This window comes from Sphingobium fluminis, assembly GCF_037723805.1.
Taxonomy (GTDB): Bacteria; Pseudomonadota; Alphaproteobacteria; order Sphingomonadales; family Sphingomonadaceae; genus Sphingobium.
In genome coordinates this window covers 1043784-1069458 of sequence record NZ_JBBJUK010000001.1, presented here as the reverse complement: position 1 = coordinate 1069458, position 25675 = coordinate 1043784, and the positions used below count along the sequence as shown (strand labels likewise).

Below are 25675 nucleotides of genomic sequence, written 5' to 3'. Positions count from 1 at the left end.
TATTGGGCAGGTAATCCTGCGAGCAGTCTTGGTGGCGATCGTCCTTGCGGCACTCGCACTGGCGCTATGGTCGTTCGCCCGGACATGGGCGCCGGGGCGAGACGATTATCCGGTCCAGGGGCTGTCAGTCGATTCGAACAGCGGCCGGGTGGACTGGGGCACGCTGGCAGCGCAGGGCGCCGACTTCGCCTATATCCGCGCGGCCCGTGGCGCGGATATGCGCGACCCCGCTTTTGCGCGCAACTGGGCCGGTGCCCGCTCGGCCGGCATGCGATATGGCGCGGCGCTCGACTTCAGCCTGTGTCGCCTCGCCTCCGATCAGGCGACGCGTTTCGTCACGACCGTTCCGCGCGACAATGCCGCGCTGCCCCCCGTGATCCGGCTCAGCTTCGATCCTGCCTGCCCGTCCAGGCCCGGGCGCGATACCGTGCTGTCGGAACTGAACACGCTGGTCAACCTGGTGGAAGCCCATGCGGAAAAGCCGGTGCTGCTTAATGTCGCGCCGGCATTCGACGCGCGGTACGATGTCGGATCGGGGATCAACCGCACGCTCTGGCTTGATGGCAATTTCTTTCCACCCGACTATGCCAGCCGCAAATGGGTGATGTGGACCGCGTCCGACATGCGCCATGTCGACGGGATCGAGGGTCCGGTCAGATGGGATGTCGTTGCGCCATGACATCCCGCGACCCCGACATCGATCTGCTGATGGCAGCAGCGCGCGCCGCGATGGCCCATGCCCACGCGCCCTATAGCCGCTTTGCGGTTGGCGCTGCCCTGCGCCTGACCGACGGCTCGATCGTGACCGGCTGCAATTTCGAAAATGCGAGCTACGGCCTGTCATTATGTGCAGAGACGGTCGCGCTCGCCAACGCCAACACGCAAGGCCGCCTGGCCGATGTGAGGGCCATTGCCGTCGTCGGCGGCGCGCTGGACGGTAGCGAAAGCGCAACCGTTACACCTTGCGGCCGCTGCCGCCAGATATTGCAGGAGGCAGAACAAATGGCCGGTCGCCCCATTGCCATCTATTGTGCTGGAGCGGTTGGCGGCGCCATAATCGAACATGACCTTGCCACCCTTCTCCCCCACGCTTTTGGTCCGTCGGACCTTGGCATACCGCCCATCAGGAAGAGCTGAAACCCATGTCTATCATGTCCGATAAATGGATTCGCGAGCAGGCGCTGAACCGCGGGATGATCGAACCCTTTGTCGAGAGCCAGCGCCGCGAGAATTGTATTAGCTATGGCTTGTCCTCCTATGGCTATGACGCCCGGGTTGCGGACGAATTCAAGATTTTCACCAATATCGACAGCGCGATCGTCGACCCCAAGGACTTCGCGGCGAACAGTTTCGTCGATCGCCAGACGAGTTGCTGCATCATCCCGCCCAACAGCTTCGCACTCGCCCGCACCGTCGAATATTTCCGGGTGCCGCGCGACGTGCTGGTCATCTGCCTTGGCAAATCGACCTATGCCCGGTGCGGGATCATCGTGAACGTCACCCCGCTCGAACCGGGTTGGGAAGGGCATGTGACGCTCGAATTTTCCAACACCACGCCACTGCCGGCCAAGATCTACGCCAATGAAGGCGCGTGCCAGTTTCTGTTCCTTCAGGGCAACGAACCCTGCGAAGTCAGCTATGCTGATCGCGCGGGTAAATATATGGGGCAGCAGGGCGTGACATTGCCCCGCCTCTGACGGCATGCGATCAAGGGGGCATGAGCGACGCGCCATGCCCTTCAAGCTGAACTTTTCCGGATTCAAAAGGGTTCGGAAGGAAGTAGCCTTGCCCAGCGTCGGGGATGCTCGGGTGTACGCAATCGGCGACATCCACGGCCGTATTGATCTGCTCGACGAATTGCTCGCGATGATCGCGCGGGATGACGCGGCCCGCCCACCGATGACCCGCTACCTCATCCTGATGGGTGATCTGGTCGATCGCGGACCTGATTCCGCAACCGTCGTGCGCCGCGCGATCAACCTGTCTCAATCGGCAAGCAATGTCCGGTTTCTCAAAGGCAATCATGAGGAAGTCTTCGTGCTGGCCGCGCGGGGCGACGTGCAGGCTGCGCGCTTTTTCCGTCGCATCGGGGGGATAGAGACGCTAGCCAGCTATGGCCTCGACGAATCGGAGAGCAGCGCCATGGACGATGACGCCCTCGCCAGTTGGATGCTGACGCATATTCCCCGCGCCGATGTCGATTTTCTCGACGGTTTCCAGACCATGATCGAGATTGGCGACTATCTGTTCGTCCACGCCGGCATCGACCCCAAAAAACCAATCAGCAGGCAGGAGACAGGCGATCTCCTCTGGATTCGGCAGCCTTTTCTCGACCACACTGCCCGGCATGAGCGCATGGTCGTCCACGGGCACAGCATCACCCAGATGCCCGATGTGCGTGAAAATCGCATCGGCATCGACACCGGGGCCTATGCCAGCGGGCGGCTGACTGCCCTCGCACTCGAACACAATCGACGCTGGTTCCTGCACACCGGACTCTGACCGATTATTGTGCTCTGCAACATTGTGTCGTTGAGATGCGCGCTGACCATATCTCATATCCGGTTGAGAAAAGCTCCATATCCCCACCCCGCCTGAGCGCCATAGAGGATTGGCGATTTCGTTTCGTTTTATTGGACAGAACGGCAAACATGTCGTCCAGCAGGGGTAAAAATCGATGCGTATTCGCCATGCTTTAGCCGGGGTCTCGATGGCCGCGTGCCTCCTTTCTCCCGCCGAACTTATCGCAGCCGCGAAGTCGGACATAACGCTCTCGCAACGTCACAATTTCGATATCGAGCCTCAACCGCTCAGCAGCGCCCTACGCGCGCTTTCGACCCAATCTGGCGTGCGCATTCTCTTTCCCTATGACGAGGTTGCCGCCATCCGCAGCCGCCGCATCCAGGGTTGGCTTTCGACCGAAGGCGCGCTTGATCGCCTGCTTGCCGGCACTGCGCTCAAACAATCGGCAGCCGGCGCGGGGGTCATCGCGCTCGCCGTGCCCTTCAATCGCAGCGCCACGCGCCGAAGCCCGACGGCGGTGCAATATGCCCAAGCGTCCGCCGGTAACAGCGCGACGTCGATGTCGCCTGCGCCTGCTGCCGAAGCCGAAGAAATGGCGGCGCCGATCATCGTCACGGGCACGCGTCAGACCACCCGCACAGTCGCCGAAAGCCTCGCGCCGATAGACGTGCTGGGCGCCAAGGATCTGGAATCGAGCGGCAAGCAGTCCGTCCGCGACCTGCTCGGCACGCTGGTCCCCTCGATCAACGTGTCGAACAATGGCGCCGGCGCGAGCTGGGCCGTCCGTACATTGTCGCTGCGCGGCCTCGGCGGCGATCAGTTGCTGGTGCTGGTCAACGGCAAACGTCGCCACAACACCGCTACGCTCTTCATCAACGGTGCGACCCAGAATGGCCAGTCGCCGCCGGATCTCGACCTTATTCCCGGCAACGCCATCCAGCGCATCGAAGTGCTGCGCGACGGTGCATCGGCGCAATATGGCTCGGACGCGATCGCCGGCGTCGTGAACGTCATCCTGAAAAACGATACATCCGGCGGCGCAGCGATGACGCTGGGAAGCACCGCCGACAATGGCGGCTGGCAGGGGCGCTTTCAGGTGGACAAGGGTTTCGCGCTCGGCTCTGACGGTGGCTATATCCACCTGTCGGGCGATGGGGTGTTGCAGGATAATACGATTACGAAGAGCAGTCCCATCACCACGCTCGTTTTCTATCCCGGGCTGGCGACCGACGCGATCAATGTGAACGCCAACCGCATTCGCGCCAAATACGGCCAGCCGCAGGTCATCGGCGGCAATGCCGGCTATGACGCGATGCTGCCGGTCGGCGAGAGCCTCGAACTTTACAGCTTCGGCACATTTTCCAAGCGTCATGCGGCCGGTTGGCTGACCTACCGCAATCCGGCGGCCCTCAACAATATCATCGAAATCTACCCGGAAGGCTATATTCCGCGCATTCAGGTATACGACAAAGATTTCCAGTTCGCCGGTGGGCTGCGCGGTGAAGTGGGCGGCGGCATCCATTTCGACCTGAGCAGCACCTATTCGCAGAATGAGGTCAAATATGGTCAGACGACCTCGCTCAATCCGTCTCTGGGTACGACCAGCCCGACCCGCTTCTATCTAGGCAAGATCAGGGCCGACGAGTGGACTACCAACCTGGACCTTAGCAAGGAGATCGAACTCGGCCTGGCTGAACCGCTCTCTGTCGCGGTAGGCGCTGAATATAAGAAAAACAAATTCCTGATCGCCCCCGGCGACCCCGTTTCCTATATCGACGGGGGGTATAAGTCGCCAGTTGGAAGCTGGCTGGCCGGCCAGACGAGAACGGGCGTCGGCTCGCAGGGCGTGACCGGCTTCCTGCCGTCTGGATCAGGCACATGGAGCCGCAACAACTGGAGCGCCTATATCAACCTCGAGGGCAAGATCATCGAGGGCCTGGAATTCGGCCTCGCCGGTCGGCATGAGGATTATTCCGACTTCGGCACCACCAATACCGGCAAGGCATCGATCCGCATCGAGCCCACACGGGGCATCGCGATCCGTGGCACCGCCAGCACCGGTTTCAGAGCACCCACGCTGCAACAGCAGCATTACGCGTCATCGTCGACGATCACGGTGACTCGGGACGGGGTCAGCCAGTTGCTGCCCGTTCAGGCGCTGCCGGTCGAGGGAGCCGCCGCCAGAGCGCTTGGGGCGGTTCCACTAAAACCGGAAAAATCGACCAACTTCTCGGCCGGTCTGGTGCTGACGCCGATGCACAACCTCAACATTACGGTCGACGCTTACCAGATCAAGATCAAGGATCGCATCCTGCTGAGCGAAACGCTCAGCGGCACGACCGTGCTCAACGTCTTGCAGGCGGCTGGGATCAGAGGCATCGCTGGTGGCCTCATCTTCTCCAACGCCGCCGACACGCGAACGCGAGGTCTGGACATCGTCAGCACCTATCGTGCTCCTCTCGGCAATATGGGCGTCGCGACGTTCAGCCTCTCGGCGAACTTCAACAAGACGGTCTTTACCCATATCGACCCCGTACCGGCCGTGCTGGCCGCCTCCGGGCTTCCCCTTATCGGTCGCGCCAAGATCGGCGATCTGAGCGAAGGAACGCCGCGCAATAAGTTCATTGCCAACGTCCTGTGGGAATGGGACGATTTCAACCTGAACCTGCGCGCGACCCGCTTCGGCAAGATCGTGCAGCGGCAAGCGGGCGAAGTCTGGCATTATGAGAACTTCACTGCTTGCCCTGCACCCGTTGGTGGCGCCGCCCCCCTTCCCGGCTGTTCTCGGGGCTATGTCGACGAAACGCTTAAGCCAAAGACCATCCTCGACCTCGAAGTCGGCTATAAACTGGCCAAGGGCGTCAAGCTATCAATCGGTGCGAATAACCTGCTCAACACCTATCCCAACAAGATCAAGCCGGTGAACCAACTCGCAGGCGGTCTTTATAATCAATATGCTCCCTACGGCATCAGTGGCGGCTTTTACTATGGCCGGTTCAACCTCGAATTCTGACGACAACGGAGAAGATGCGATGACGGGCAGGATTAAGCTCAACCGCCGCGAAGCGATCGCGGCGGGCGGGATCGGGCTGCTCGCTGCGGGTGGCGGCGCGGGTACGATGGCCGCGCCCTACCCCGGTGCTCCGGCGTCGGGCAAGGATAGCATCGTTACCGTCCAAGATTGCACCAATGTGGCCCTTTCGCTGTCGCCCGACGGCAAGAAAATCGCCTTCGACCTACTCGGCATATTATGGACGATGCCGGCAGGCGGTGGCCCCCTTACCCGGCTGAGCGGCGATTTTGACGATCTCGCACAGCCCGACTGGTCGCCCGATGGCGCACGCATCGCCTTCCAATCCTACCGCACCGGTAATTTCCACATCTGGTCGATAGCCGCCGGTGGCGGCGAAATGCGCCAGCATACTGACGGGCTGTTCGACGATCGCGAGCCGCGCTGGTCCCCCGATGGTCGAACCATCGCCTTTGCCAGCGACCGGGCCGATGGCCGCTACGCCATTTATCTGCTGGATGTCGCGAGCGGCGCGGTCACCCAGCTTTCCAGGGGCACGACCAATGACAGCGAGCCAGCCTGGTCGCCTGACGGCAGGCGCATTGCCTATGTCCAGAGTGGCACGAAACTGGTGACGGTCGACATTGCGACAGGTGCTTTGACGGAAGTGATATCGGTCCCGGCTTCCGCAGACCGGTTCAATCCCAACGGCATATTGGCACCCGCCTTCGCGCCAGATGGCGCGCTCGCCTATACGCTGTTGAAACCGGGCGCACTGACGCTGATACTCGGCGACAAGAATGTCGTCGCGGGCGAAGACCTCTATCCCTTCCGGCCCGGCTTCACGAAGGACGGCGCGATCCTCTATGGGTCGGGTGGCAAGCTACGCCGTCTCAAGGGCGACAAGGCATCCATCATCCCGTTCACGGCAAAGGTCCCGGTCACGACACCGGACTATCGCAAAAAGACCCGCGATTTCACCTCTACCGCGCCCAAAGCCGTTGTCGGCTTAGCCGCTCCGATGCTCTCCCCCGACGGGAAGCAGATCGTCTTCGCCGCGCTGAACGATATTTACCTTATGCCCATCGGTGGCAGCCCCGCAAAGCTCGTCGGCGACCCCTTCCATAAATGCGACCCCGCCTGGTCGCCCGATGGCAAGACCATCGCTTATTCGAGCGATCGGGGCGGCACGCTGGACCTGTGGCTGCATGACATTGCCACCGGCAAGGAAAAACAGCTCACCAACATTCCCGACAAGGCCGTAGCGTGGAACAGCTGGTCGCAGGACGGTAAGCTTATCGCCTTTCTCGATCAGGAAGGCGCGCTCCATAGCGTTGAGGTCGCTACTGGCCTGGTGCGCAAGCTGTTCGACGGCATATGGGAGCCCGGCCGTCCGAGCTTCGGCCCCGACGCAAAGACCATCGCCTATGCGGCGTTCAAACCCACGACCGGCCGCTATCGTGAAGGTTCAAGCCAGATCCTGTCAGTCGATCTGGCGACCGGCAAAGGGACTTATCGCCCCGCGATCGAGGGCAAGTCGCTCGGCACGCGCGGTCATGACGGACCTGTCTGGTCACCGGATGGCAAGTCCATGGCCTTCGTGTTCGCCAGCACCTTATGGGTCGCACCGGTCGCGCCGGACGGCGCATTCACGGGACCGCCAAGGCAGATCACCACCGAACTCACCGACGCGCCGAGCTGGAGCGGCGATTCCGGGTCCCTCCTTTATCTGAGCGGTGGCAAGCTGCGCCTCGTATCCGCCGCCGGTGGGACGCCACAGACCATTCCATGCCGCCTCAACTGGGCCAATGCCAGGCCTTCGGGTCGCACCGTCATCAGGGCCGGCAAGCTCTGGGACGCCATGTCACCGGCTTACAAGACCGGCATGGAGGTCGTGATCGACGGCAACGTCATCGCAGCGGTTGCTTCGCACGACGGCAAGGCCCCGTCCGACGCCAACGCGAAACTGATCGACGCGCCGGACCTGACGCTGCTGCCCGGCCTCATCGACATGCACACCCACCGGCAGATGGCAGGCTATGGCTATGGCGACCGGATGGGGCGGCTATGGCTCGCCATGGGCATTACCGCCACTCGCTCGCCCGGTTGCCCCGCCTATCATATGGTCGAGGACCGCGAGGCGATCCAGAGCGGCAAGCGCATCGCGGCGCGGCACTATGCCACGGGCGAGGCAATCGATGGCGGGCGAATCTTCTACAACTTCATGCGGTCGGTAACAGAAAAGGGCCAGATGGCGCTGGAACTGGAGCGTGCCCGCGCGCTCGATTACGACATGGTGAAAACCTATGTCCGCCTACGCCACGATACGCAGAAGGAGGTGGTCGACGCCGCCCACCGCATGGGCATGCACCTGTCGTCCCACTATCATTATCCCGCGCTGCACAGCGGCATGGATTGCATGGAGCATATCGGCGCGACCAATCGCTATGGCTATTCGCGCACCGTCACCTCGCTGGGCGGTGGATATGGAGACGTCAACGACCTGTTCAGCGCCGCCAAGGCAGGCCGCACGCCGACGCTGTTCGCGGCGACCGCCCTGCTCGGCATGGATGACAGCATCGCGCATGATCCCCGCATCACCACGCTCTATCCGGCCTGGGAAATGGCCAAGCTGACGGCGCGGGTGAAGGCGATGAAGGGCGACGGGGGCAAAACGCTTCTCGCGTCGCTCGATCGGCAGGTCGATCAGATCAAGGCGATGCTCGCCGCCGGCTGGCACCCGCTTTCGGGCACCGATGCGCCGATCGACCTCACTGCGATCAGCCTGCACCTCAACCTGCGCGGCATGGTCCATTGCGGCATCTCCCCCCACGATGCGCTGATGATGACCACCCGCTGGTCGGGCGAGTTTCTGGGCGAGCCCGTCGGCCGCATCGAACGCGGCATGCTCGCCGACCTCATTCTGGTCGAGGGCGATCCGCTAAGGGACATTGCGGCGGTCGCCAATGTCAGGCAGGTGATCGCCAATGGCGTCGTGCACACACCAGAGCAACTGATAGCGCCCTTTGTCACCGCAGAACCGCAGGCCGCGTTGACCCCGGTTCTGCCGGCACTGGCGCATAACCACCAGCATTTCTGGTGGCATGACGCGGAGTATGTGGAAGCGAGCCGAGCGGCCTGTTGCGCCGGGCATGCGGTGGCGCACGCCTGACAGGCATAATTGTAGGAACAATCAACGCCACCCTCCAGCCTGCGCCCTTTCTTCTTGCGTCGCGTCGACCGGCTCGCCGTCGCGTAACGCGTCGATCGTCGAGATCAGCCGGGCATCACCCGATGACGCCTGGCGATAGTTCATGCTTTCGGCACTACCGGGCAAAAGTTGCACTACCTGCCAACCACTGCCGCTTCGGCAGGCCACGCCAGAGATAGCAACGCTATCAAAACTGCGGCACCAACCGCCACCTCTGCGCCTGAAGGTGAGACCGACGTGGATCGGCGCGGCCTCCGGCAGACTGGCAAGTTGGGTTTCGAGCGCCCTGGCAAGCTGGCCTTGCGCTATCGGTACGCCACCCCTGACCGTTATCGGTCCTTGATCTTTCATTCCGCCGATCCCCAGACCCAGCGCCAGACTGGCTGCTATCGCCCCACCCGTCGCCCATCCGCGCCAGCGCGGCACCGCCCGAACCAGCGGCACGACCCTTCCCTCGTTACCCAGCATCGACCGCAGCACGTCAGGGATCGGCTCCCGCGCGATTGGTTCATAATGCGCCGCCAATCGCGCCCGCAACCGTCGATGCATGTCCAGCCGGCGCGCCAGCGCGGAATCGTCGGCGATGGCGCTGTCCACCCGCTGCCGCGTAACCTCGTCGAGTTCGCCATCGACCCAGGCGATCAGCGTTGCCTCGTCGATATCGGTCATGCCGCCTCTCCCAATATTTCGATCAGTGCACCCCGCCCACGCACCAGTCGCGACGTTAGCGTGCCCATCGGCACGCCCAGCACCGCTGATGCTTCTTTATACGACAGTCCTTCCACGAGAACGAGTGCGATCGCCTCCCGCTGTTCGTCGGGTAACGCCTGCATGGCACGGTCGACCTCCGACAGCATGACATGCGCCTCTATATCCCGATCGCCCGCATGGCCGACATGTTCGCCTGCTTCTTCCGGCGCGAACGTCTTCATCGCGCGCTGGCGGGCGCGGCTCTCATCGATCCACAGATTGCGCATGATCCTATACATCCAGCTGTCCAGTTTCGTACCCGGCTGCCACTGATCGCGCGCGCGCAATCCCTTTTCCAGCGCGGCCTGGCACAGATCTTCGCCGTCTGCGCGATCATGCGACAGACTTGCGGCGAAACGTCGCAGCCGCGGCAGGATAGCCAGCAGATCGCCTTCGAACGACATCGGATCTCCGTTACTTCATTGGGGATAAAACGACAGCCCCCGCCCGTTTCATCCGTGACAACATATAATGCGGAAATCTTTTGCAAAATGGATCATGAAGCACAGACAGACGCCAGCGTCGGCGCGGTCCACAGGAATGACATGAAAATTGCGCGTAACCTGATCATCGCTAGTCTCGGTCTGGCCACGCCATGCGCCCATGCCCAGTTGTTGCCTTCGTCACGCGGCACACTCGGCCAGATGGATGCTATCTTGCCCGATGCGCTGGCGCGCGCGGCTGATGTACTTGAAAGGGCCCCCATAGACGGACAATCGCCTGCCTTGTTCGAGGATAGTCTGCTAGCGGCGCGCGCCGCGCGCGTCACCGGCCTACTGCGCCGACACGGCGATATCGTGGAATTGGACGACAAACGGGAACCTGCGCGACGCGGCGAAATCCTGCTAACGGGGGCTGACGCGTTTAGCCTCGAAGCGCTGCGAAAGGCCGGCTATGGCGTAAGCAGCGAGACCATCGAGGGCTTGGGCATCGCGATAGCCCGCCTGACCGTGCCGGACGGGGTGGACCTTTCGCAGGCGCTGCGCCGAGTCCGCAAGCTCGCGCCCCTCGCGGTGGCCAGCGCTGACAATCTCTATTTCCCCAGCGGTATGGCGATCGATTCAGAGGGCATGCTCGCAACCAGCACGTCCGTGAACGGTCGTGCTATTGGCATGATAGACGGTGGCGTAGCAAGCCATCCCGCGCTGAGCGGACCGATCGGACAGCGTGGTTTCGCCCAGGGCGCGCCTCGTCCGAGCACCCATGGCACCGCGGTCGCCTCCCTGATCAGCGGCCTCAGGATCGTAAGGGGCGCTGCCCCTGGCGCTCCCCTACTTGCCGCCGATGTCTATGGCACCGACCCGGCCGGTGGTGGAGCCTTTGCTATCGCCCGCGCCCTGGGCTGGATGGTGGCCAGCAAGGTCACGGTGGTCACCATCAGTCTGGTCGGCCCCGACAACCCGCTGCTTGCCGGCGCTATCCGGTTCGCCCGCGACCGGGGCATAACGGTCGTCGCGGCGGTCGGCAATGACGGCCCCGCCGCGCCGCCCGCCTATCCAGCTTCTTATCCCGGCGTCATCGCGGTTACCGGCATCGACGACGAGGGACGCCTGCTGCCCGAAGCCGGCCACACGCTCCATGTCGATTTCGCCGCCCCTGGGGCCGACATGGACGCCGCGCAACCCGATGGCGGGAAAGGTCGCGTGCGTGGCACTTCATTTGCCGCGCCGCTAGTGGCAGGCCGGTTGTTCGCAGCCGGCAGCCTGACAGCCCTGCGCAAGGAGGCGATCCCAGCTCCACGCGGGAGAGGCCGGGCCTATGGATATGGGATCGTCTGTGGGAAATGCCGGAATATCGACTGACTCTCAGCAACATTCCAGTTTTTCGGTAATCGCCGGATGAAATGCGATCCTTGTGACGTTGTCCCTTCATCGCATCGACATTGAACAAGGAGACGATCGATGAAAGCGAAGTTCATTCTGGCCACCGCCTGCATCGCCGCGCTGACCGCCGCGCCCGCTTCGGCCCAGTTGCTCGGCGGCAGCGGGCTCGGTGGCAGCCTTGGCGGGGCATTGGGAGGTGCAGGCGGGTCGCTCGGCGGCACCCTGGGCGGATCGGGCGGTATCGGCCTCGATCATAGTGTCGACCTCGACAATGGCCGGGTCGGCGCTCACGGATCTGGCCGTGGCAACGGCAATGGCTCGCTGGCCGGGTCTCTGAGCCACAATGGCAGAAGCAAAGGCGGGAAGACATCGGGAGCGGCCGGCGGGTCCGCAGATGGCGGTTTGACTGCCAGCACTCTGGGCGCGAACGACGCCCGCGAAGCGATCGGCACCGTCGGCGATCGCGCCAGCAGCACCGCTGATGTTGCCCGCGACCGGGTGGCCGGAGCCTCCGGCAGCGCACAGGACAAGGCCACAAACGCCGTCGCCAACGGGCGCGCGCGCGCTGGCACCGTGGCGGATCAAGGCCGCTCGACGGCGGGAAATGCAGCCGGTTCGGTTGAAAATGCGGCGGGCGGAACTGCGTCGGTCGGGATCAGCGGGCAGCTTTCGGGTCACGGAAATGCCGCAGGATCGAGTTCGGGTCAGGCGGTTAACTGAGCGTAGGAAGCCGCGACAGCTTAGACTTTTACCGGACGTTCACCTTACGAAATAGGCCGGCAACTACGGGGTGCCGGCCTTTTTCTTACCCCGATAAGGAGTGGATCAGGCGACCTTCGCCTCGACCTCCAGCACCTCTTCCGGATCGCGCAGCACATAGCCGCGGCCCCAGACGGTCTCGATATAATTATCCCCGCTGCAGGCCAGCGCCAGTTTCTTGCGGAGCTTGCAGATGAACACGTCGATGATCTTGAGTTCGGGTTCGTCCATGCCGCCATAAAGATGGTTGAGGAACATTTCCTTGGTCAGCGTCGTGCCCTTGCGCAGCGAGAGCAGCTCCAGCATCGCATATTCCTTGCCGGTCAGGTGAACGCGATTGCCGTCCACTTCCACCGTCTTGGCGTCGAGATTGACCGACAACTTGCCGGTGCGGATGACCGACTGCGAATGACCCTTGGAACGACGCACCACGGCGTGGATGCGGGCGATCAGCTCCTCGCGATGGAACGGCTTGGTCACATAATCGTCTGCGCCAAAGCCAAAGGAGCGGACCTTGCTGTCCATCTCGCTGATGCCCGACAGGATGAGGACAGGCGTCTGCACCTTGGCGGCGCGCAGCTTTTTAAGCACGTCATAGCCGTGCATGTCCGGCAGGTTGAGATCGAGGCAAATAATGTCGTAATCATAAAGCTTGCCCAGATCGAGGCCCTCTTCGCCGAGATCCGTAGTGTAGACGTTGAAGCCTTCGGTCGTGAGCATAAGCTCGATCGCCTTGGCGGTGGTCGGTTCGTCCTCGATTAGCAGCACGCGCATGTGAAGCCCCTTTGCGTCGCAGATCCCGTTCACCCCACCAGAACGGCGTCCGGTCCAATTCATTAACTAAAAAACTTCTGAAGGACAAAGGTTAATTTTCCGCTAACCCGCACAAATCCACGAGTCGCTGAAAAATGAATCCGTTTACAAAGGGTTGAGGCCGAAACGATTCTCTATGAGTCAAGATTAAGTCGGCGTTCGAAACGATCTCAGCAGCCATGATGACGCGCGAGGAAGTCCAGCAAGGCGCCGACGCGCGCGGGGCGCAGGCGCGATGGCGGCGTCACCAGATGAAGGCCCAAAGGCTGTGGCCGCCAGTCGATCAGGATTTCCTCCAGCTCTCCCGAAGCCATCGCGTCCGCCACGATGAAGTCGGGCAGGCGCGCAATGCCTACGCCCAACCGGAGAGCGGGCAGCATCGCTTCGCCGCTGTTGACCGTGATGCGTGATCGCACTTGCACCGTAAGACTTTGCTGGCCCGGCCCGCCGAAGCGCCAGACGTCCGGTGGGACGGCGTTGGCGTAGCAAAGGCAGTCATGATCGCCTAGGTCAGCGGGGTGTACCGGTCGCCCCCGTGTCGCGAGATAGGCGGGGGACGCGACCACATGCATGTTGACGTCGGCGAGCCGCCGGGCGCGCAGCGAACTGTCGGGCATGTCCGCGATGCGGATCGTCGCATCCAGGCCCATCTCCACAATATCGATCCGTTCGTCGGACAGATGCAGGTCGACATCGACGAGCGGATATTCCTTCGCGAACTGGGCGATCAGCGGGGCGATGCGCAACAGACCGAAGGTCATCGGCGCCCCGATACGCACGGGCCCCGCCAGTTCCGCCGTCTCGTCCCGCGCCGCCTCTTCCGCCGCCGCGCCTTCCGCCAGGATGCGCGCGGCATGTTCGGCCAGCCTGCGACCGCTCTCGGTCAGCGCGAGGCGGCGGCTCGTGCGCGTGAACAGGCTGGTGTCGAGATGCTGCTCCAGCCGGGTCACGGCCTTGGAGACGGTCGCCTTGGAAACGCTCAACGCCTTGGCCGCGTCCGTGAAGCTGCGATGATCCACGACGGCGGCGAACATCGCCCACGCTTCGAAGTCCGGTAGTCGCATAGGGGAAACAATCCGTTTCAATGCTGCCTGTTTTCGAAACGATGATGCGCATTAGATTGATGGAAAGCAAGCCGGAACCTCCCGGCAGCATCGAACAATGAAGGACAGTTCCATGACCACCACTGTCGACACCGCCGCCCGGATCGAGCGCCGCCCCTTTGCATCGCTCGGCCATGCCGATCATGGCTGGCTGAATGCGCGGCATCATTTTTCCTTCGCCGACTATCATGATCCCGACCGGGTGAGCTGGGGCAAGATCCGCGTGTGGAACGATGACGAGATCGCGGCCCGGCAGGGTTTTCCGCCGCACCCGCATGCGAACATGGAGATCATAACCTATGTCCGCACCGGGGCGATCACCCATCAGGACAGCCTGGGCAACAAGGGCCGGACGGAAGCGGGCGATGTCCAGGTGATGTCGGCCGGCACCGGCATCCGCCATGCCGAATATAATCTGGAGGACGAGACGACCACCTTGTTCCAGATCTGGGTCATCCCCAGGGCGGCAGGCGGCAACCCGAGTTGGGGGGCCAAGCCGTTTCCCAAGGGCGACCGCGCGGGCAAGCTGATCGTGCTGGCGAGCGGCTATGACGAGGACGGCGAAGCGCTGCGCATCCGTGCCGATGCCCGGTTGCTGGGCGGAACGCTCAAATCGGGCGACAGCGTAACCTATGACAGCGTGGCGGGGCGTCACCTGTATCTCGTGCCGGCCACCGGGCGGATCGAGATTAATGGCGAGGCGTTCGAGGCACGAGATGGGGCGGCCATCATAGGCGGCGCGCCCATCACCATCACCGCGATCGAGGACGCCGAGATCGTCCTGGTCGACAGCGAATAAGTCCGTCCTCCCACGGACCTTCGGCCGCCCGCGCCCCCCTCCCCCTCGCGCGGGCGGCCACCCTTTTTCGGACATTCAAGGAGACAGTCGATGGCCAAGGTTCTGGTGCTTTATTATTCGTCCTACGGGCATATCGAAACCATGGCGAAGGCCGTGGCCGAAGGCGCAGCGGCGGCGGGCGCGCTGGTCGACATCCGGCGGGTGCCGGAGACCGCGCCGCTCGAAGTCGCGCGGAACGCGCATTTCAAGCTGGATCAGGACGCGCCGGTCGCGACCGTGGCGGAACTGGCCGATTATGACGCGATCATCATCGGCACCGGCACCCGCTTTGGCCGGATGTCGAGCCAGATGGCGGCGTTCCTCGATCAGGCCGGCGGGCTTTGGGCGCGTGGGGCGCTGAACGGCAAGGTCGGCGGCGCGTTCACCTCGACGGCGAGCCAGCATGGCGGCCAGGAAACCACGCTGTTTTCGATCATCACCAACCTGCTGCATTTCGGCATGGCGATCGTGGGCCTCGACTATGGCTTTGCAGGCCAAATGGGCGTCGACACGGTGCGGGGCGGATCACCCTATGGCGCGACGACGCTGGCCGATAGCGACGGCAGCCGGCAGCCCGGCGAGGAAGAACTGGAAGGCGCGCGCTATCAGGGTCGACGGGTCGCTGAAACGGCGATCAAGTTGCACGGTTAAGGCGGCGAATGCGGGCTTAACTTCGCATATTTCCCGCATATTTCGCCCATTTATTGCGTGAGCGTGAAATTATCGGAAAGTGGGCCGGAGTTTGGCGGACAGTGTGAAAGAGCGGATTGCCGATCCTATCCGATCACTGACGACATAGGACAGCAGAATATGGAGGCGGCGATACGCCCGTGCCTGTCGTCCCAAGGACAGGCGCGGGCGCATCAATTCCTACCAATCCTGATGCGGCGGGCGCGATGTCGGCGGGCTGGAAAACCAGTCCTTGTAGATCGGGTCGTCCGGGAAACGTGCCGCCCATTGTGACAATTGCGGCACGCCGCTGACGCTCCAGTCCGAATTGATCTTCCGCGCATCGGCCCAGTCCCAAACGCACGTGCGCCGAAGGATTTTCCATTCGCCATCGCGCTTTTCGCACAGATCGCGATAGCGCCCACCATGAAAAAAGGCGGTATCCGGTTCTGCAAAGACCACCACGCAAAGAAACATGCTCTCACGTTTCGCGCGATTGCCGTCGATTTCGCACAGGACGTTGCCCATGTGATGGCTGCACGATTTCACCTTGGCGCGCATACTGTCCACGGCGTCGGCCCAGCCATGGCCGTCGCCGATATAGCCGCCATGATCGTCGGTGGAATCGGGCCAGTAGGTCGCCTTGATCCCTTCGATGTCCATACGGTCCGCAGCGCGGCAATAGAGCATCAGATTTTCGTGCAACAATTGCTTATCGTACAGGCTTTCCAGTTGCGAGTCCGTCAGCGGCATATTCCGTCTCCTATGGTTATCATTTGGCGGTCGCGTTAAGCGCTCTCGCTGAAATTTGTATGTAGTACCTAAACCTAGGTCGTCGGCGATTCCGAAGTCAAGGCGGGGTCTGAAAGTGGTTAGGCCGGTTGTCTAAGGCGGGCCGAGGAGCGTGGGGAGAGATGGGTTCCCGCTTTCGCGGGAATGACGTTTGGTTGTTGGGCGGCGTGTTGTGGAGCGGCGGTTTTTGGGGTGGGTTGGCGAATAAAATGCCAGCGCCGCGAAAATTTTCGCGAACCATGTCACAGCCCGCGCGCGCGCCTCGTCATGTCCATGCAACCCCCATCAAGGACTGACCCCATGACGACCAGTTTCGACCCGTTCGCCGTCGCCCCCAAGGAAATCAAGGCCTGGTACGCCGCCGCAACCGCCGCCGATGTGCCGCTCGAATCCAGCCTTGCCGAACTCGTCAAGATGCGCGCGTCGCAGATCAATCAGTGCGCCAATTGCCTCAACATGCACAGCGCCGATGCGCGCGCCGCCGGCGAGACCGAGCAGCGGCTGTTCCTGGTATCGGCGTGGCGCGAGGCGCCCTGTTATACCGACCGGGAACGCGCCGCGCTGGCATGGACCGAAGCCTTGACGCGGCTGTCCGAAGGGCACAGCCATGGCGCGGCGCTGGAAGCGCTCAGAGCCCATTTCACGGAGGCGGAACAGGTGCAGTTGACCCTGTTGATCAACATCATCAACGGGTGGAACCGGCTGGCGGTGGCGTTCGACATGTGGCTGGAAACGCCGGCGACAAAAGCGCGCGACGCCGCGCAGGCAAAGGCCGCCTGATGGAGACGGGGACGCATGAGGACGCGGCGATGGCCTTTGACCCGCTGCGTCCCCGCCTGATCCGCGTCGCCTATCGCATGCTGGCGTCGGTCGCCGATGCCGAGGATGTGGTGCAAGAGGCGTTCATCCGCTGGATGGGGACTGACCGGGCGGCGGTGCGCGAGCCGGAAGCCTTTCTGCGGCGCACGGTGACGCGGCTGTGCCTCGACCAGATCAAATCGGCCCGCCACCGGCGCGAAACCTATGTCGGACAGTGGCTGCCCGAGCCGGTCGTCGCCGAGGAGGAGGAAGAGGAAGACGTCACCCTGCCGCTGATGCTCGCGCTGGAGCGGCTGTCTCCGCTGGAGCGAGCGGCGTTCCTGCTACATGACGTGTTCGGCGTCGGGTTCGACGAGATTGCCGAGACGGTGCGGCGAGACCCCGCCGCCTGCCGCCAGCTTGCCGCGCGCGCCCGATCGCACGTGCGCGAGGCACGGCCACGATATCGGCTGGAGAAGCAGCGGGGCCTCGACATTGCCAGCGCCTTTTTCGCGGCCTCGCGCAGTGGCGACATGACGGCGCTGGGCGCAATGCTGGCGGCGGATGTCAGCATCCATTCGGACGGCGGCGGCAAGCGCATCGCCGCGCCCAAGCCCATAGTGGGCCGCGATCACACGCTCAAGCTGCAACGCGCGCTGGCGGTGCTGTATCGCAAATATGGATCGACGCTGGTGCGGACCTGCCTGATCAACGGGCTGCCGGGCTTTGTCACGCGCGAGGCGGATGGCGAGTTGCAGACGACGGCGCTGGAGATTGCGGACGATCAGATCGTGGCGATCTACATCATGCGCAACCCGGACAAGATGCGGCATTTGAACTGAGGTCGGGGGTCTGGATCGGAACGCTGCGCCTGATGACCCTGGGCCGCGGCGTGCGCCGGGGAACAAGATTATACTAATGTCGTCTTGATGCGATGCTTCGACGTTTGTCGCCCGTGCGGCGGAGGCGCAAGGGGGCGGGATGGAGCCCCGCCTGCGCGGGGACGACGGGGGTGAAGGTGCTGCTTCCGGTTAAAGGAACAGGCGTTTGAGCGGCGTGAGCCGGATGAGGTGGTAGAAGGCGAAGGGCGCGAGCAGCGCTACGGCCAGCAGCCATGGCTTGTCGATATAGGGCGAGAGATAGTGGATCAGCGCGACGTGGCAGTACATGATGACGAGCGAGGCGCGGCCGATCGCCGCCAGTGGTGACGCCATGGGCGCGATCCGCTTCGCCAGCCCGAAGACCAGCAGCGAGGTGGCGATCGCCGATCCGATCGACAGCAGGGGCCAGCCATAATCGCCCACTTTCATATTGAGCGTCGGAAAGAAGCGCGTCAGGCCCGCAAGCGCCAGCGCGCCGAGCAGCGTTATGGTCCACGGCCGCCATGCGATGTCGCGCGATGCCGCCCCGGCCCAGAGCAGGACGATTGCCATCGGCACGGTGAGCAGGCCGAGCGGCGAAATGTCGGTCGCGCGACCCGCCAGATAAGCGAGCGCCAGCAGCGGCAGGATGGCAAGACCCCAACGCCGGTCGCGCGGGTCGGGCCAGCGGGCGAGCGCGATGTTGAACAGGATGCGCGCCGCCATCAGGCAAGGCACGAACCAGAAGATCGTATAGGGGCCGCGCAGCCATGAGCCGCCGATCAGGATGGGCAGCAGGTCATCGGGCCAGCGATGGAAGATCGGCCGGCCGCCCTTGAGCGGCTCGATGACGAGGTCGGCGAGGATCAGCAGGAGCAGGAAGGCGGCATAGGGGCGAAGCTGGCCGGTCAGTTGCCGCCGGGTGAACGCGCCCACCGGCTGCGGTTTGGACAATATGCCCGACAGCAGGAAAAACAGCGGCATGTGAAAACTGTAGACCGCGTCGCGCAATGCGCCCTGCGTCCAGACATGGCCGATGACCACAGCGATAATGCCGATGCCGCGCGCGGTGTCGATCCATTCCAGCCGCGAGTCGGCCCCCTGATCGGGTGCGGTGGATGTCCCCCTGTTCTCCATCGGTCCAACCCCCTATAGGATGGCGCGCTCGCGTCAATCGACGCACCATTTTCCCGAACGGATCCCTGTTTGTCCCTGCTTGCCGATCATGTGCTTTTTATCGATGGCGAGGCCATCATCCTCGACAAGCCCGCCGGCCTGCCGGTCGACGCCCCGCGCGACGGATCGTTGGCGCTGGAGAACCATCTTTCCTCGCTGACCTTCGGCTTCCAGCGCTGGCCGCTGCCCGTTCACCGGCTGGATCGCGACACCAGCGGCTGCCTGTTGCTGGCGCGCAACCCCAAGGCGCACAAGCGTTTTGCCGCCGCGTTCGAGGCGGGGACGGTCGCCAAACGCTATATCGCCGTGGTCGAGGGCCTACCCGAGCAGGAAAGCGGCGTCATCGACCTGGCGCTCAAGAAGATCAGCAGCGCGGAGGAAGGCTGGCGCATGGTCCCGGCCACGGACGGCAAGGCGGCGGTGACGCAATGGCGCGTGGTCGCGCAAAAGGATGGCCGCGCGATGATCGCCTTCACGCCGCAGACCGGGCGGACCCACCAGATCCGCGTCCATGCGCTGCACGGGCTGGGCTTTGGCATCGTCGGGGACCCGGTCTATGGCGACGGAGAGGGCGCGATGCTGCTGCATGGGCGGTTCCTGAGCGTGCCGCGCGGCGGCGACAAACCGCCGGTGGAGGCGACCGCGCCCCTGCCTGCGACCTTCGCGGCGGCGGGATTCGAGGGCGGGCTGCTGGACGATCTCGGGATCTGATCGCGCTGTCATGGCCGCCATCCCCGTCACCCGCTCCCTTTCAATCGACAGTGACGAGATCGAGGAAAGCTATACCCGTGCGTCGGGCGCCGGGGGGCAGCATGTCAATACGACCGACAGCGCGGTATTGCTGCGCTTCGACGTCGCGAACTCGCCGTCCCTGCCCGACGCGGTGAAGCATCGGCTTGCGGCGCTGGCGGGGTCACGGATGACGCGCGAGGGCGTGCTGGTGCTGCGCAGCGAGGGATCGCGCTCGCAACTGCTCAACCGGCAGGAGGTGCGCGAGCGGCTGATCGCGCTGATCGCGGAGGCGACGATCGTGCAGAAGAAACGCCGGCCGACGAAACCGACCAGGGCTTCACAGACGCGGCGGGTCGACGGCAAGGTCAAGCGCGCGTCGATCAAACAAGGGCGCGGCAAGGTGCGGCTGGATTAGGGGGACGACATGGGGGATGAGCGCGTGGACGATGCGGCCGTCGATCGATGGTCCTGTCGGGCGGCGGCATGGCTGCCGATCGGGCTGGGAGTGCTGCTGGCGATCGCCCTCGTCGGCGTGATGATCGATCCGGTGCATGACAAGAGGCAGTTTTCCGCCTTTCTGTTCGTGCGGCAGGATCTTGTCTTCGCGCTGGCCATTGCGCTGCTCATCCGCTTTGGTCTGAAGCCGGGCACGGCGACGCGGGCGGCGTGGATGGACGGCGTGGCGCGGCGACCATGGGTGATAGCGCTGCTGCTGGCGCTGGCGGCGTGGGCGGGGCATTATCTCCTGCTGCAAGGTCATGACCTGACCCGGGACGAGCAGATGGCGACATTCGACGCGGCCATCTACGCCCATGGCCATCTAAGCTGGCCGATCGCCCCTGCGTGGCGACCGGTAGCCGAGGCGCTCAACCAGTTTTTCATCCTGCCGATCGCCGGCCGGCAGGCCTGGGTGTCGTCCTATCTGCCAGTCAACGCCCTTGCCAGGGCGGCGATGGGAACGTTGGGTGATGCCAGCCTTGCCAGCCCGCTGTTCACCGCCATCGGTGCGCTGGCGCTGTGGCGGATCGCATTGCGGCTATGGCCCGATGACTCAGCCGCACGCGCGGTCGCGCTATTGCTCTACGCCGGATCGTCGCAGATCGTCATTCAGGGAATGACCGCGCATGCGATGGCCGGCCATCTGGCGCTCGATCTGGTCTGGCTGGCGCTGTTCCTGCGGGACAGGCGATCGAGCCATGCGGGAGCGATCATTGTCGGCTTTCTCGCGACCGGATTGCACCAGCCGCTGTTCCATCCGCTGTTCGCGCTGCCCTTTCTCATAGGGCTGATCGTGCGACGGCGCTGGTCGCTGGCGCTGGGCTATGGCGCCGCCTATTGCGCGATCGGCCTGTTCTGGCTGGCATGGCCCAATATGATAGCACAGCTGTCCGGCGGGGCACTGGAAACCCTGTCCGAGACCGGCGACCGGCTGGGCTATCTCGATCGCCTGCTCTTTTTGCTGCGCGGTATCGGCCCGGTCAGCCTCTGGCTGATGGCGATGAACCTGCTGCGTTTCGTCGCATGGCAGCATCTGCTCCTGTTGCCGCTCGCCGCGGCGGGCATGAGCCTTGGCTGGCGATCCTGCGCCGTGCGACCATTGGTGGCGGGTATCGTGCTGCATATCGTCGTCGTCGGCCTGCTGCTCGCCTTTCAGGGGCATGGCTGGGGCTATCGCTACCTGCACGGCGTCGTGGGCAGCTTCTGCCTGCTGGGTGCTCAGGGGTGGCACGCGTTGCGCGGACGCTGGCCGGGCGAGCGGCTGTGGGCCTGGGGCAATGGCGTGACCTTCCTGCTGATGCTGCCGGCCCATATGGCGATGACGGCTTGGCTGACGCTGCCCTATGCGCAGGTGTCCGAGCGGATCGATCGCCTGCCCGTGGACGTTGCTATCGTCGACAATGGGGCCGTAGCCTATGGCAGTGACCTGGTGTTCAATCGCCCGGACCTGTCCAACCGGCCGATCCGGCTGCTGGCGGGCAGCCTCACACCGGCGCAGGCGGCCACGCTGTGCCGCACGCACGAGGTTGCGTTTGTGGACTCCACGATGTTGCAGCCAATCCGGCAGATGATCGACGCAAAACCTGGCCCAAAAGGGCCGTTCAACGCACTGCGAGCGGCTTGCGATACGCGTCAACAGGCCACCCGTCCATGAGCCGTTCACTCGATATCTGCATAATCTATGATTGCCTGTTCCCTTGGACGATCGGCGGGGCCGAGCGATGGTATCGCGCACTGGCCGAACGGCTGGCGGCGGACGGACACCGCGTCACCTACCTTACCATGACCCAATGGAGCCATGGCGACCCACCGGACATTGCCGGCGTCACGGTCCTTCCCGTAGCGCCACGCGCGAACCTTTACGACCAGGGCAAGCGACGCATCGTGCCGCCGATGCGCTTCGGGTGGGGTGTATTGCGGCATCTGGCTCGTCACGGACGGCAATATGATGTGGTGCATCTATGCTCCTTTCCCTATTTTGCACTCCTGGCCGCCGGGCTGCTCCGGCGCGTGAGCGGATATCGAATCGTCTGCGACTGGTTCGAGGTGTGGAGCCGCGATTACTGGCGCGATTATCTTGGGCGGCTCGGCTGGCTCGGCTGGATGATCCAGCATGTCTGCGCCAAGGTGCCGCAGCGCGCCCAAGTATTCAGCCGCCTGCACATGGCGCGGCTCAAGGCATTGGGGCTGCGAGGAAATATTTGCTATTTGTCCGGTCTGGCCGAAGCAACTCGGGATGGCATCATGGCTCAGGCACGGACTCCCCCGACCTTGGTCTATGCGGGCCGAATGATCCCTGAGAAAAGGCTGATGCTACTTGTCGAGGCGCTGGCGATTGCACACCGCGCCGTTCCAGACCTTCGCGCTATCCTGTTCGGCAACGGTCCCGAACGAGACCGGATCGCGACCGAAATCGCCCGGAACGGTCTGGATCACGTGATCACCATGCCCGGCTTCGTAGAAGCCCAAATGCTTGAAGACGCCATGCGCGACGCTGTCTGCATCGCGCAGCCATCCGCACGCGAGGGCTATGGGCTGGTCGTGGTCGAAGCCTCGGCGCGCGGCGTGCCAGCCATCATCGTAGCTGCCGATGACAATGCCGCTGTAGAATTGGTGGAACCGGGTGTGAATGGTTTCATCGCCGATCCGGCAACACCGCAGGCGCTTGCTTCAGCTATCATCGCGACCGTGCGGGAGGGTGAGACGTTGCGTCAGCGCACACGCGACTGGTACGCTGCCAATGTCGAACGACTGTCAATCGATTCCTCGCTGCTGACGGTCGTGACGAGTTACGTCATCGAGGGTTGAGATCAGTCGCGTGGCCGATGTCCCGTGACCAAAAGACAGGATTGGATGTCGTCGCTGTCGGGCGCATCGGGGCAAGCGATCATCTTCGCGATGCCCGAAGCCACCGGCGCGGGCAGCGCCATGCGGTTCTGGAGGTCCCTGATCCTGAGCGCGCGCTGAATCTCGATCGGGCGGCTCTTGCCGAAGCTCAGGCTGTGCAGCAGGCCGCCGGTCATGCGTGAGAGATGCTCCCAGCGCCGCGTTTCCTTGCCGTCGAGATAGCCGGTCGCGCTGTCGAGGGCGAGGCCGTGCCGTGCAGACATCGCCCGCCAGTCGGCAGCCGAAAGATAGTGGAAATGCGCGAGCCGCTTGTCGAGATCGGCCAGATAGCGCTCGCGCGAAACACCGGGCAGGATGCTACCCCGCAGGTTCCGATGAAAGCCGGGTGCCGGCACCGTGAAGTAGAACCGGCCGCCGGGTTTCAGCAACCGTCCGACTTCCGCGATCACGCCCTCCAGATCGGGTATATGTTCCAGTACCGAATTGGAGATGACATAATCGATACTGGCGTCGGGTTCGGGAATGGCCTGCGCCGGGATCGTATGGATGCGGTCATAAAAGGAATAGGCGGCGGCCGCCTCGGTTTCGAGCGGATCGATATCTACGCCGATCAGCCGCGGCGTGACGCCGATCCGCTTGAACAATATGTCGGTCAGGATGCCGTCGCCGCAGCCAAGATCAAGCCCGACGCCGTCCGACGCGAAGGCGCGGGCGAGTTGTTCGATCTCGATCCCGCGCCAGAAAGCAGTCGCGGGCTGAGCCGGATAACGAGCGACGAATGTGGCAAGCAGGTCGGTGCTGGCGGTCATTGCAGGGTTCCTTCGGTCGGATGAGGGCTTCGGCGTGCAAGCGCCCAGCTGCTGACGAAATAGGTCCAGAGGAAAAGCAGGACAGTGGCAAGCGGTGCGGCAAGGACCATGTCCAGGCCGGCAAGATCATGGGTCAGAAACAGGACGAGCCAGGATAGCGGCACGTTTAAAGCCAGCGCCGCAGCATAGCGCGAGAACGCCTCGAGATTTGGCCGAATCGCGAAAGTAACCCGAGCCTGGAACAGAAAGCCGACGGGGATCAGAACCACCGCGCTGAGTATCACCACCGCAGCACTGGAGAAGCCGAGGCGGTCGGCGGCAATGAGAATGGCGTTGCTCAGGCCCATGCAGAATAATGACACGAGGACGTAGCGCGGACTGCGGCGCAAATGGGCGTTCATGCAACGCCCTTCGCCGCGATAAACCGCGCATCATGGCCGACGACGATCGCCAGCAGGAAGCCGCCGAATATCGTTTGAGCCCCAGTGGCACCCGACAGGCCGGCCAGCACGAGCGGTAGCGGGTTTGATAATGCGACGAAGCCGTGGTGCGACCAGTACCAGGCCGTTACACCGAAAATAGCCAGCGAAATCATGATCTGGATCGTGCCGATGCACAGCATCGTTTCCAGACTGAGCCGTCCACCGAGCCGGCCGATCACCGGCCGCAATCGACGGTAGCCCAGCGTCACGCCGTGCAAATGTCCGACAATCGCCATCAGCAGTGCCAGATGCCCGGTCGTGAACAGGAAGGCGCTCGCGATCGCCCAACTGATACCAAAAGGCGTCTCTCCCTGGAACAGCCCGATCCAGAAACCTATTGCGACGAGGAGAATAAGCGCGGCAGTCCCCATAGCCATCAGCCCCGGCACGCCGAACACCCAGGTGGGGCTGAGCATCAGTAGATAGCGCAGGTGCCGCCAGCCGTCGCGCCAGGGGCGCAGATGAGGCGCGCGGTCGCGCAGGTCGACGGACAGGGTGGCCGGCACTTCGGTGATGCGGAAATGGCGAAGGCTGGCCTTGATGACCATTTCGCTGGCAAATTCCATGCCGGTGCCCGAAAGGCCGAGCGCCGCGAAACAATCCTTCGTGATCGCGCGCAGGCCGCAATGGGCGTCGCTGATCCCGGGACGGAAAAAGAGGTTGAGCATGCCGGTCAGCACCGGATTGCCGATATAGCGATTCTTCCAGGGCATGGCGCCCCGCGCGATGCCGCCCCTGAAACGCGAACCCATGCACAGATCCGCCCCGGCGAGCAATTCGCCTATCATCGCGACGCCGTCGGTAAAATCATAGCTGCCGTCGGCATCGCCCATGAGCAGGTAGCGGCCATAGCCCCCTTCCCCGCCGCCGATCAGCGCCGCGCCATATCCGCGCCGCGCCACGGGGACCACGCGCGCACCGAGATCTGTCGCGATGTCCTGACTGCCGTCGGTCGATCCATTGTCGGCGATCACGATTTCGCCGAACAGGCCGAACTGCTCCTCAATCATCTCCAGCGCGCGGTGGGCATTGGCGATGCAGTGCGGCAAGCTGATCGCTTCATCGAGACATGGCATCACGATGGACACGTCGATCGTGTGCGCGCCGGTCCGCAACTCGGTCAGCACATGCGTGGTTTCAAGGAACATCGGCACCCTCGGAAGACAGGCTTTCGATGGCGAT

25 protein-coding genes are annotated in these 25675 nt (G+C 63.4%); 16 read left to right on the top strand and 9 right to left on the bottom strand.

Annotated features, from left to right (window positions below; all coding sequences use genetic code 11):
- Nucleotides 1-31 precede the first annotated feature (31 nt).
- The 6 genes from WG907_RS05580 to WG907_RS05555 all read left to right on the top strand — a co-directional run bounded on the left by WG907_RS05580 (nucleotide 32) and on the right by WG907_RS05555 (nucleotide 8705).
- Nucleotides 32-679: a GH25 family lysozyme gene (locus tag WG907_RS05580; RefSeq protein WP_340231660.1), complete on the top strand. Its 648-nt coding sequence runs from the start codon at nucleotides 32-34 to the stop codon at nucleotides 677-679.
- Complete coding sequence (locus WG907_RS05575) at nucleotides 676-1137, top strand: cytidine deaminase (RefSeq protein ID WP_340231659.1); 462 nt, start codon at nucleotides 676-678, stop codon at nucleotides 1135-1137. The genes WG907_RS05580 and WG907_RS05575 overlap by 4 nt, the downstream gene beginning before the upstream one ends.
- A gap of 5 nt (nucleotides 1138-1142) precedes the next feature.
- Entirely contained in the window at nucleotides 1143-1697 is a 555-nt protein-coding gene (gene dcd / locus WG907_RS05570) for a dCTP deaminase (RefSeq protein ID WP_340231658.1), read from the top strand.
- Nucleotides 1698-1731: 34 nt separating this feature from the next.
- Nucleotides 1732-2502, top strand: a complete 771-nt coding sequence (locus WG907_RS05565; protein WP_340231657.1) for a metallophosphoesterase — start codon at nucleotides 1732-1734, stop codon at nucleotides 2500-2502.
- A gap of 175 nt (nucleotides 2503-2677) precedes the next feature.
- Nucleotides 2678-5536: a TonB-dependent receptor plug domain-containing protein gene (locus tag WG907_RS05560; protein ID WP_340231656.1), complete on the top strand. Its 2859-nt coding sequence runs from the start codon at nucleotides 2678-2680 to the stop codon at nucleotides 5534-5536.
- Between the two features lie 19 nt (nucleotides 5537-5555).
- Entirely contained in the window at nucleotides 5556-8705 is a 3150-nt protein-coding gene (locus WG907_RS05555; protein WP_340231655.1) for an amidohydrolase family protein, read from the top strand.
- A gap of 21 nt (nucleotides 8706-8726) precedes the next feature.
- On the opposite strand, the gene WG907_RS05550 is transcribed toward WG907_RS05555, so the two are convergent.
- Both WG907_RS05550 and WG907_RS05545 read right to left on the bottom strand, forming a co-directional pair.
- Nucleotides 8727-9413 (bottom strand): anti-sigma factor family protein, encoded by a 687-nt coding sequence (locus WG907_RS05550; RefSeq protein WP_340231654.1) that lies wholly within the window; start codon nucleotides 9411-9413, stop codon nucleotides 8727-8729.
- Entirely contained in the window at nucleotides 9410-9898 is a 489-nt protein-coding gene (locus WG907_RS05545; RefSeq protein WP_340231653.1) for an RNA polymerase sigma factor, read from the bottom strand. Before WG907_RS05545 ends, WG907_RS05550 begins: the two co-directional genes overlap by 4 nt.
- 141 nt (nucleotides 9899-10039) lie before the next feature.
- Here WG907_RS05545 and WG907_RS05540 point away from each other — a divergent pair, with 141 nt between their 5' ends.
- Both WG907_RS05540 and WG907_RS05535 read left to right on the top strand, forming a co-directional pair.
- Nucleotides 10040-11296, top strand: coding sequence for a S8 family serine peptidase (locus WG907_RS05540; RefSeq protein WP_340231652.1), 1257 nt, complete (start codon nucleotides 10040-10042; stop codon nucleotides 11294-11296).
- Between the two features lie 99 nt (nucleotides 11297-11395).
- Nucleotides 11396-12037 (top strand): hypothetical protein, encoded by a 642-nt coding sequence (locus WG907_RS05535; protein ID WP_340231651.1) that lies wholly within the window; start codon nucleotides 11396-11398, stop codon nucleotides 12035-12037.
- A gap of 105 nt (nucleotides 12038-12142) precedes the next feature.
- On the opposite strand, the gene ctrA is transcribed toward WG907_RS05535, so the two are convergent.
- Nucleotides 12143-12850 (bottom strand): response regulator transcription factor CtrA, encoded by a 708-nt coding sequence (ctrA, locus tag WG907_RS05530; RefSeq protein WP_340231650.1) that lies wholly within the window; start codon nucleotides 12848-12850, stop codon nucleotides 12143-12145.
- 209 nt (nucleotides 12851-13059) lie between these two features.
- Nucleotides 13060-13953: a LysR family transcriptional regulator gene (locus WG907_RS05525; protein WP_340231648.1), complete on the bottom strand. Its 894-nt coding sequence runs from the start codon at nucleotides 13951-13953 to the stop codon at nucleotides 13060-13062.
- A gap of 112 nt (nucleotides 13954-14065) precedes the next feature.
- Here WG907_RS05525 and WG907_RS05520 point away from each other — a divergent pair, with 112 nt between their 5' ends.
- Complete coding sequence (locus WG907_RS05520; protein ID WP_340231646.1) at nucleotides 14066-14791, top strand: pirin family protein; 726 nt, start codon at nucleotides 14066-14068, stop codon at nucleotides 14789-14791.
- A gap of 90 nt (nucleotides 14792-14881) precedes the next feature.
- Complete coding sequence (gene wrbA / locus WG907_RS05515) at nucleotides 14882-15481, top strand: NAD(P)H:quinone oxidoreductase (protein ID WP_340231645.1); 600 nt, start codon at nucleotides 14882-14884, stop codon at nucleotides 15479-15481.
- 219 nt (nucleotides 15482-15700) lie between these two features.
- On the opposite strand, the gene WG907_RS05510 is transcribed toward wrbA, so the two are convergent.
- Nucleotides 15701-16252 (bottom strand): nuclear transport factor 2 family protein, encoded by a 552-nt coding sequence (locus WG907_RS05510; RefSeq protein WP_340231643.1) that lies wholly within the window; start codon nucleotides 16250-16252, stop codon nucleotides 15701-15703.
- A gap of 339 nt (nucleotides 16253-16591) precedes the next feature.
- On the opposite strand from WG907_RS05510, the gene WG907_RS05505 reads away from it, so the two are divergent.
- Nucleotides 16592-17071 carry a carboxymuconolactone decarboxylase family protein gene (locus tag WG907_RS05505; protein ID WP_340231642.1) on the top strand — a complete coding sequence of 160 codons (480 nt, stop codon included), beginning with the start codon at nucleotides 16592-16594 and terminating at the stop codon, nucleotides 17069-17071.
- On the top strand, nucleotides 17071-17931 hold the full coding sequence (locus WG907_RS05500; RefSeq protein ID WP_340231641.1) for a sigma-70 family RNA polymerase sigma factor: 861 nt from the start codon (nucleotides 17071-17073) through the stop codon (nucleotides 17929-17931). The genes WG907_RS05505 and WG907_RS05500 overlap by 1 nt, the downstream gene beginning before the upstream one ends.
- Nucleotides 17932-18120: 189 nt before the next feature.
- Here the strand turns inward: WG907_RS05500 and WG907_RS05495 are convergent, their stop codons facing one another.
- On the bottom strand, nucleotides 18121-19086 hold the full coding sequence (locus WG907_RS05495; protein ID WP_340231640.1) for an acyltransferase family protein: 966 nt from the start codon (nucleotides 19084-19086) through the stop codon (nucleotides 18121-18123).
- 69 nt (nucleotides 19087-19155) lie between these two features.
- Here WG907_RS05495 and WG907_RS05490 point away from each other — a divergent pair, with 69 nt between their 5' ends.
- The 4 genes from WG907_RS05490 to WG907_RS05475 are packed head-to-tail and all read left to right on the top strand — an operon-like array spanning nucleotide 19156 to nucleotide 23163.
- Nucleotides 19156-19836, top strand: coding sequence for an RluA family pseudouridine synthase (locus tag WG907_RS05490; protein ID WP_340231638.1), 681 nt, complete (start codon nucleotides 19156-19158; stop codon nucleotides 19834-19836).
- A 10-nt stretch (nucleotides 19837-19846) separates the two neighbouring features.
- Nucleotides 19847-20272, top strand: coding sequence for an alternative ribosome rescue aminoacyl-tRNA hydrolase ArfB (gene arfB / locus WG907_RS05485; RefSeq protein WP_340231637.1), 426 nt, complete (start codon nucleotides 19847-19849; stop codon nucleotides 20270-20272).
- 9 nt (nucleotides 20273-20281) lie between these two features.
- Nucleotides 20282-22009 carry a hypothetical protein gene (locus tag WG907_RS05480; RefSeq protein ID WP_340231636.1) on the top strand — a complete coding sequence of 576 codons (1728 nt, stop codon included), beginning with the start codon at nucleotides 20282-20284 and terminating at the stop codon, nucleotides 22007-22009.
- The gene (locus tag WG907_RS05475; RefSeq protein ID WP_340231635.1) at nucleotides 22006-23163 is read left to right on the top strand and encodes a glycosyltransferase family 4 protein; all 1158 of its coding nucleotides are present in this window, start codon (nucleotides 22006-22008) and stop codon (nucleotides 23161-23163) included. Before WG907_RS05480 ends, WG907_RS05475 begins: the two co-directional genes overlap by 4 nt.
- 2 nt (nucleotides 23164-23165) lie before the next feature.
- On the opposite strand, the gene WG907_RS05470 is transcribed toward WG907_RS05475, so the two are convergent.
- Genes WG907_RS05470 through WG907_RS05460 form a run of 3 tightly spaced genes read right to left on the bottom strand, consistent with a single transcriptional unit; the run spans nucleotide 23166 to nucleotide 25641 of the window.
- Nucleotides 23166-24011, bottom strand: coding sequence for a class I SAM-dependent methyltransferase (locus WG907_RS05470; protein ID WP_340231634.1), 846 nt, complete (start codon nucleotides 24009-24011; stop codon nucleotides 23166-23168).
- Entirely contained in the window at nucleotides 24008-24412 is a 405-nt protein-coding gene (locus WG907_RS05465; protein ID WP_340231633.1) for a GtrA family protein, read from the bottom strand. The genes WG907_RS05470 and WG907_RS05465 overlap by 4 nt, the downstream gene beginning before the upstream one ends.
- Nucleotides 24409-25641: a glycosyltransferase family 2 protein gene (locus WG907_RS05460; RefSeq protein WP_340231632.1), complete on the bottom strand. Its 1233-nt coding sequence runs from the start codon at nucleotides 25639-25641 to the stop codon at nucleotides 24409-24411. Before WG907_RS05460 ends, WG907_RS05465 begins: the two co-directional genes overlap by 4 nt.
- Nucleotides 25642-25675: the final 34 nt, after the last annotated feature.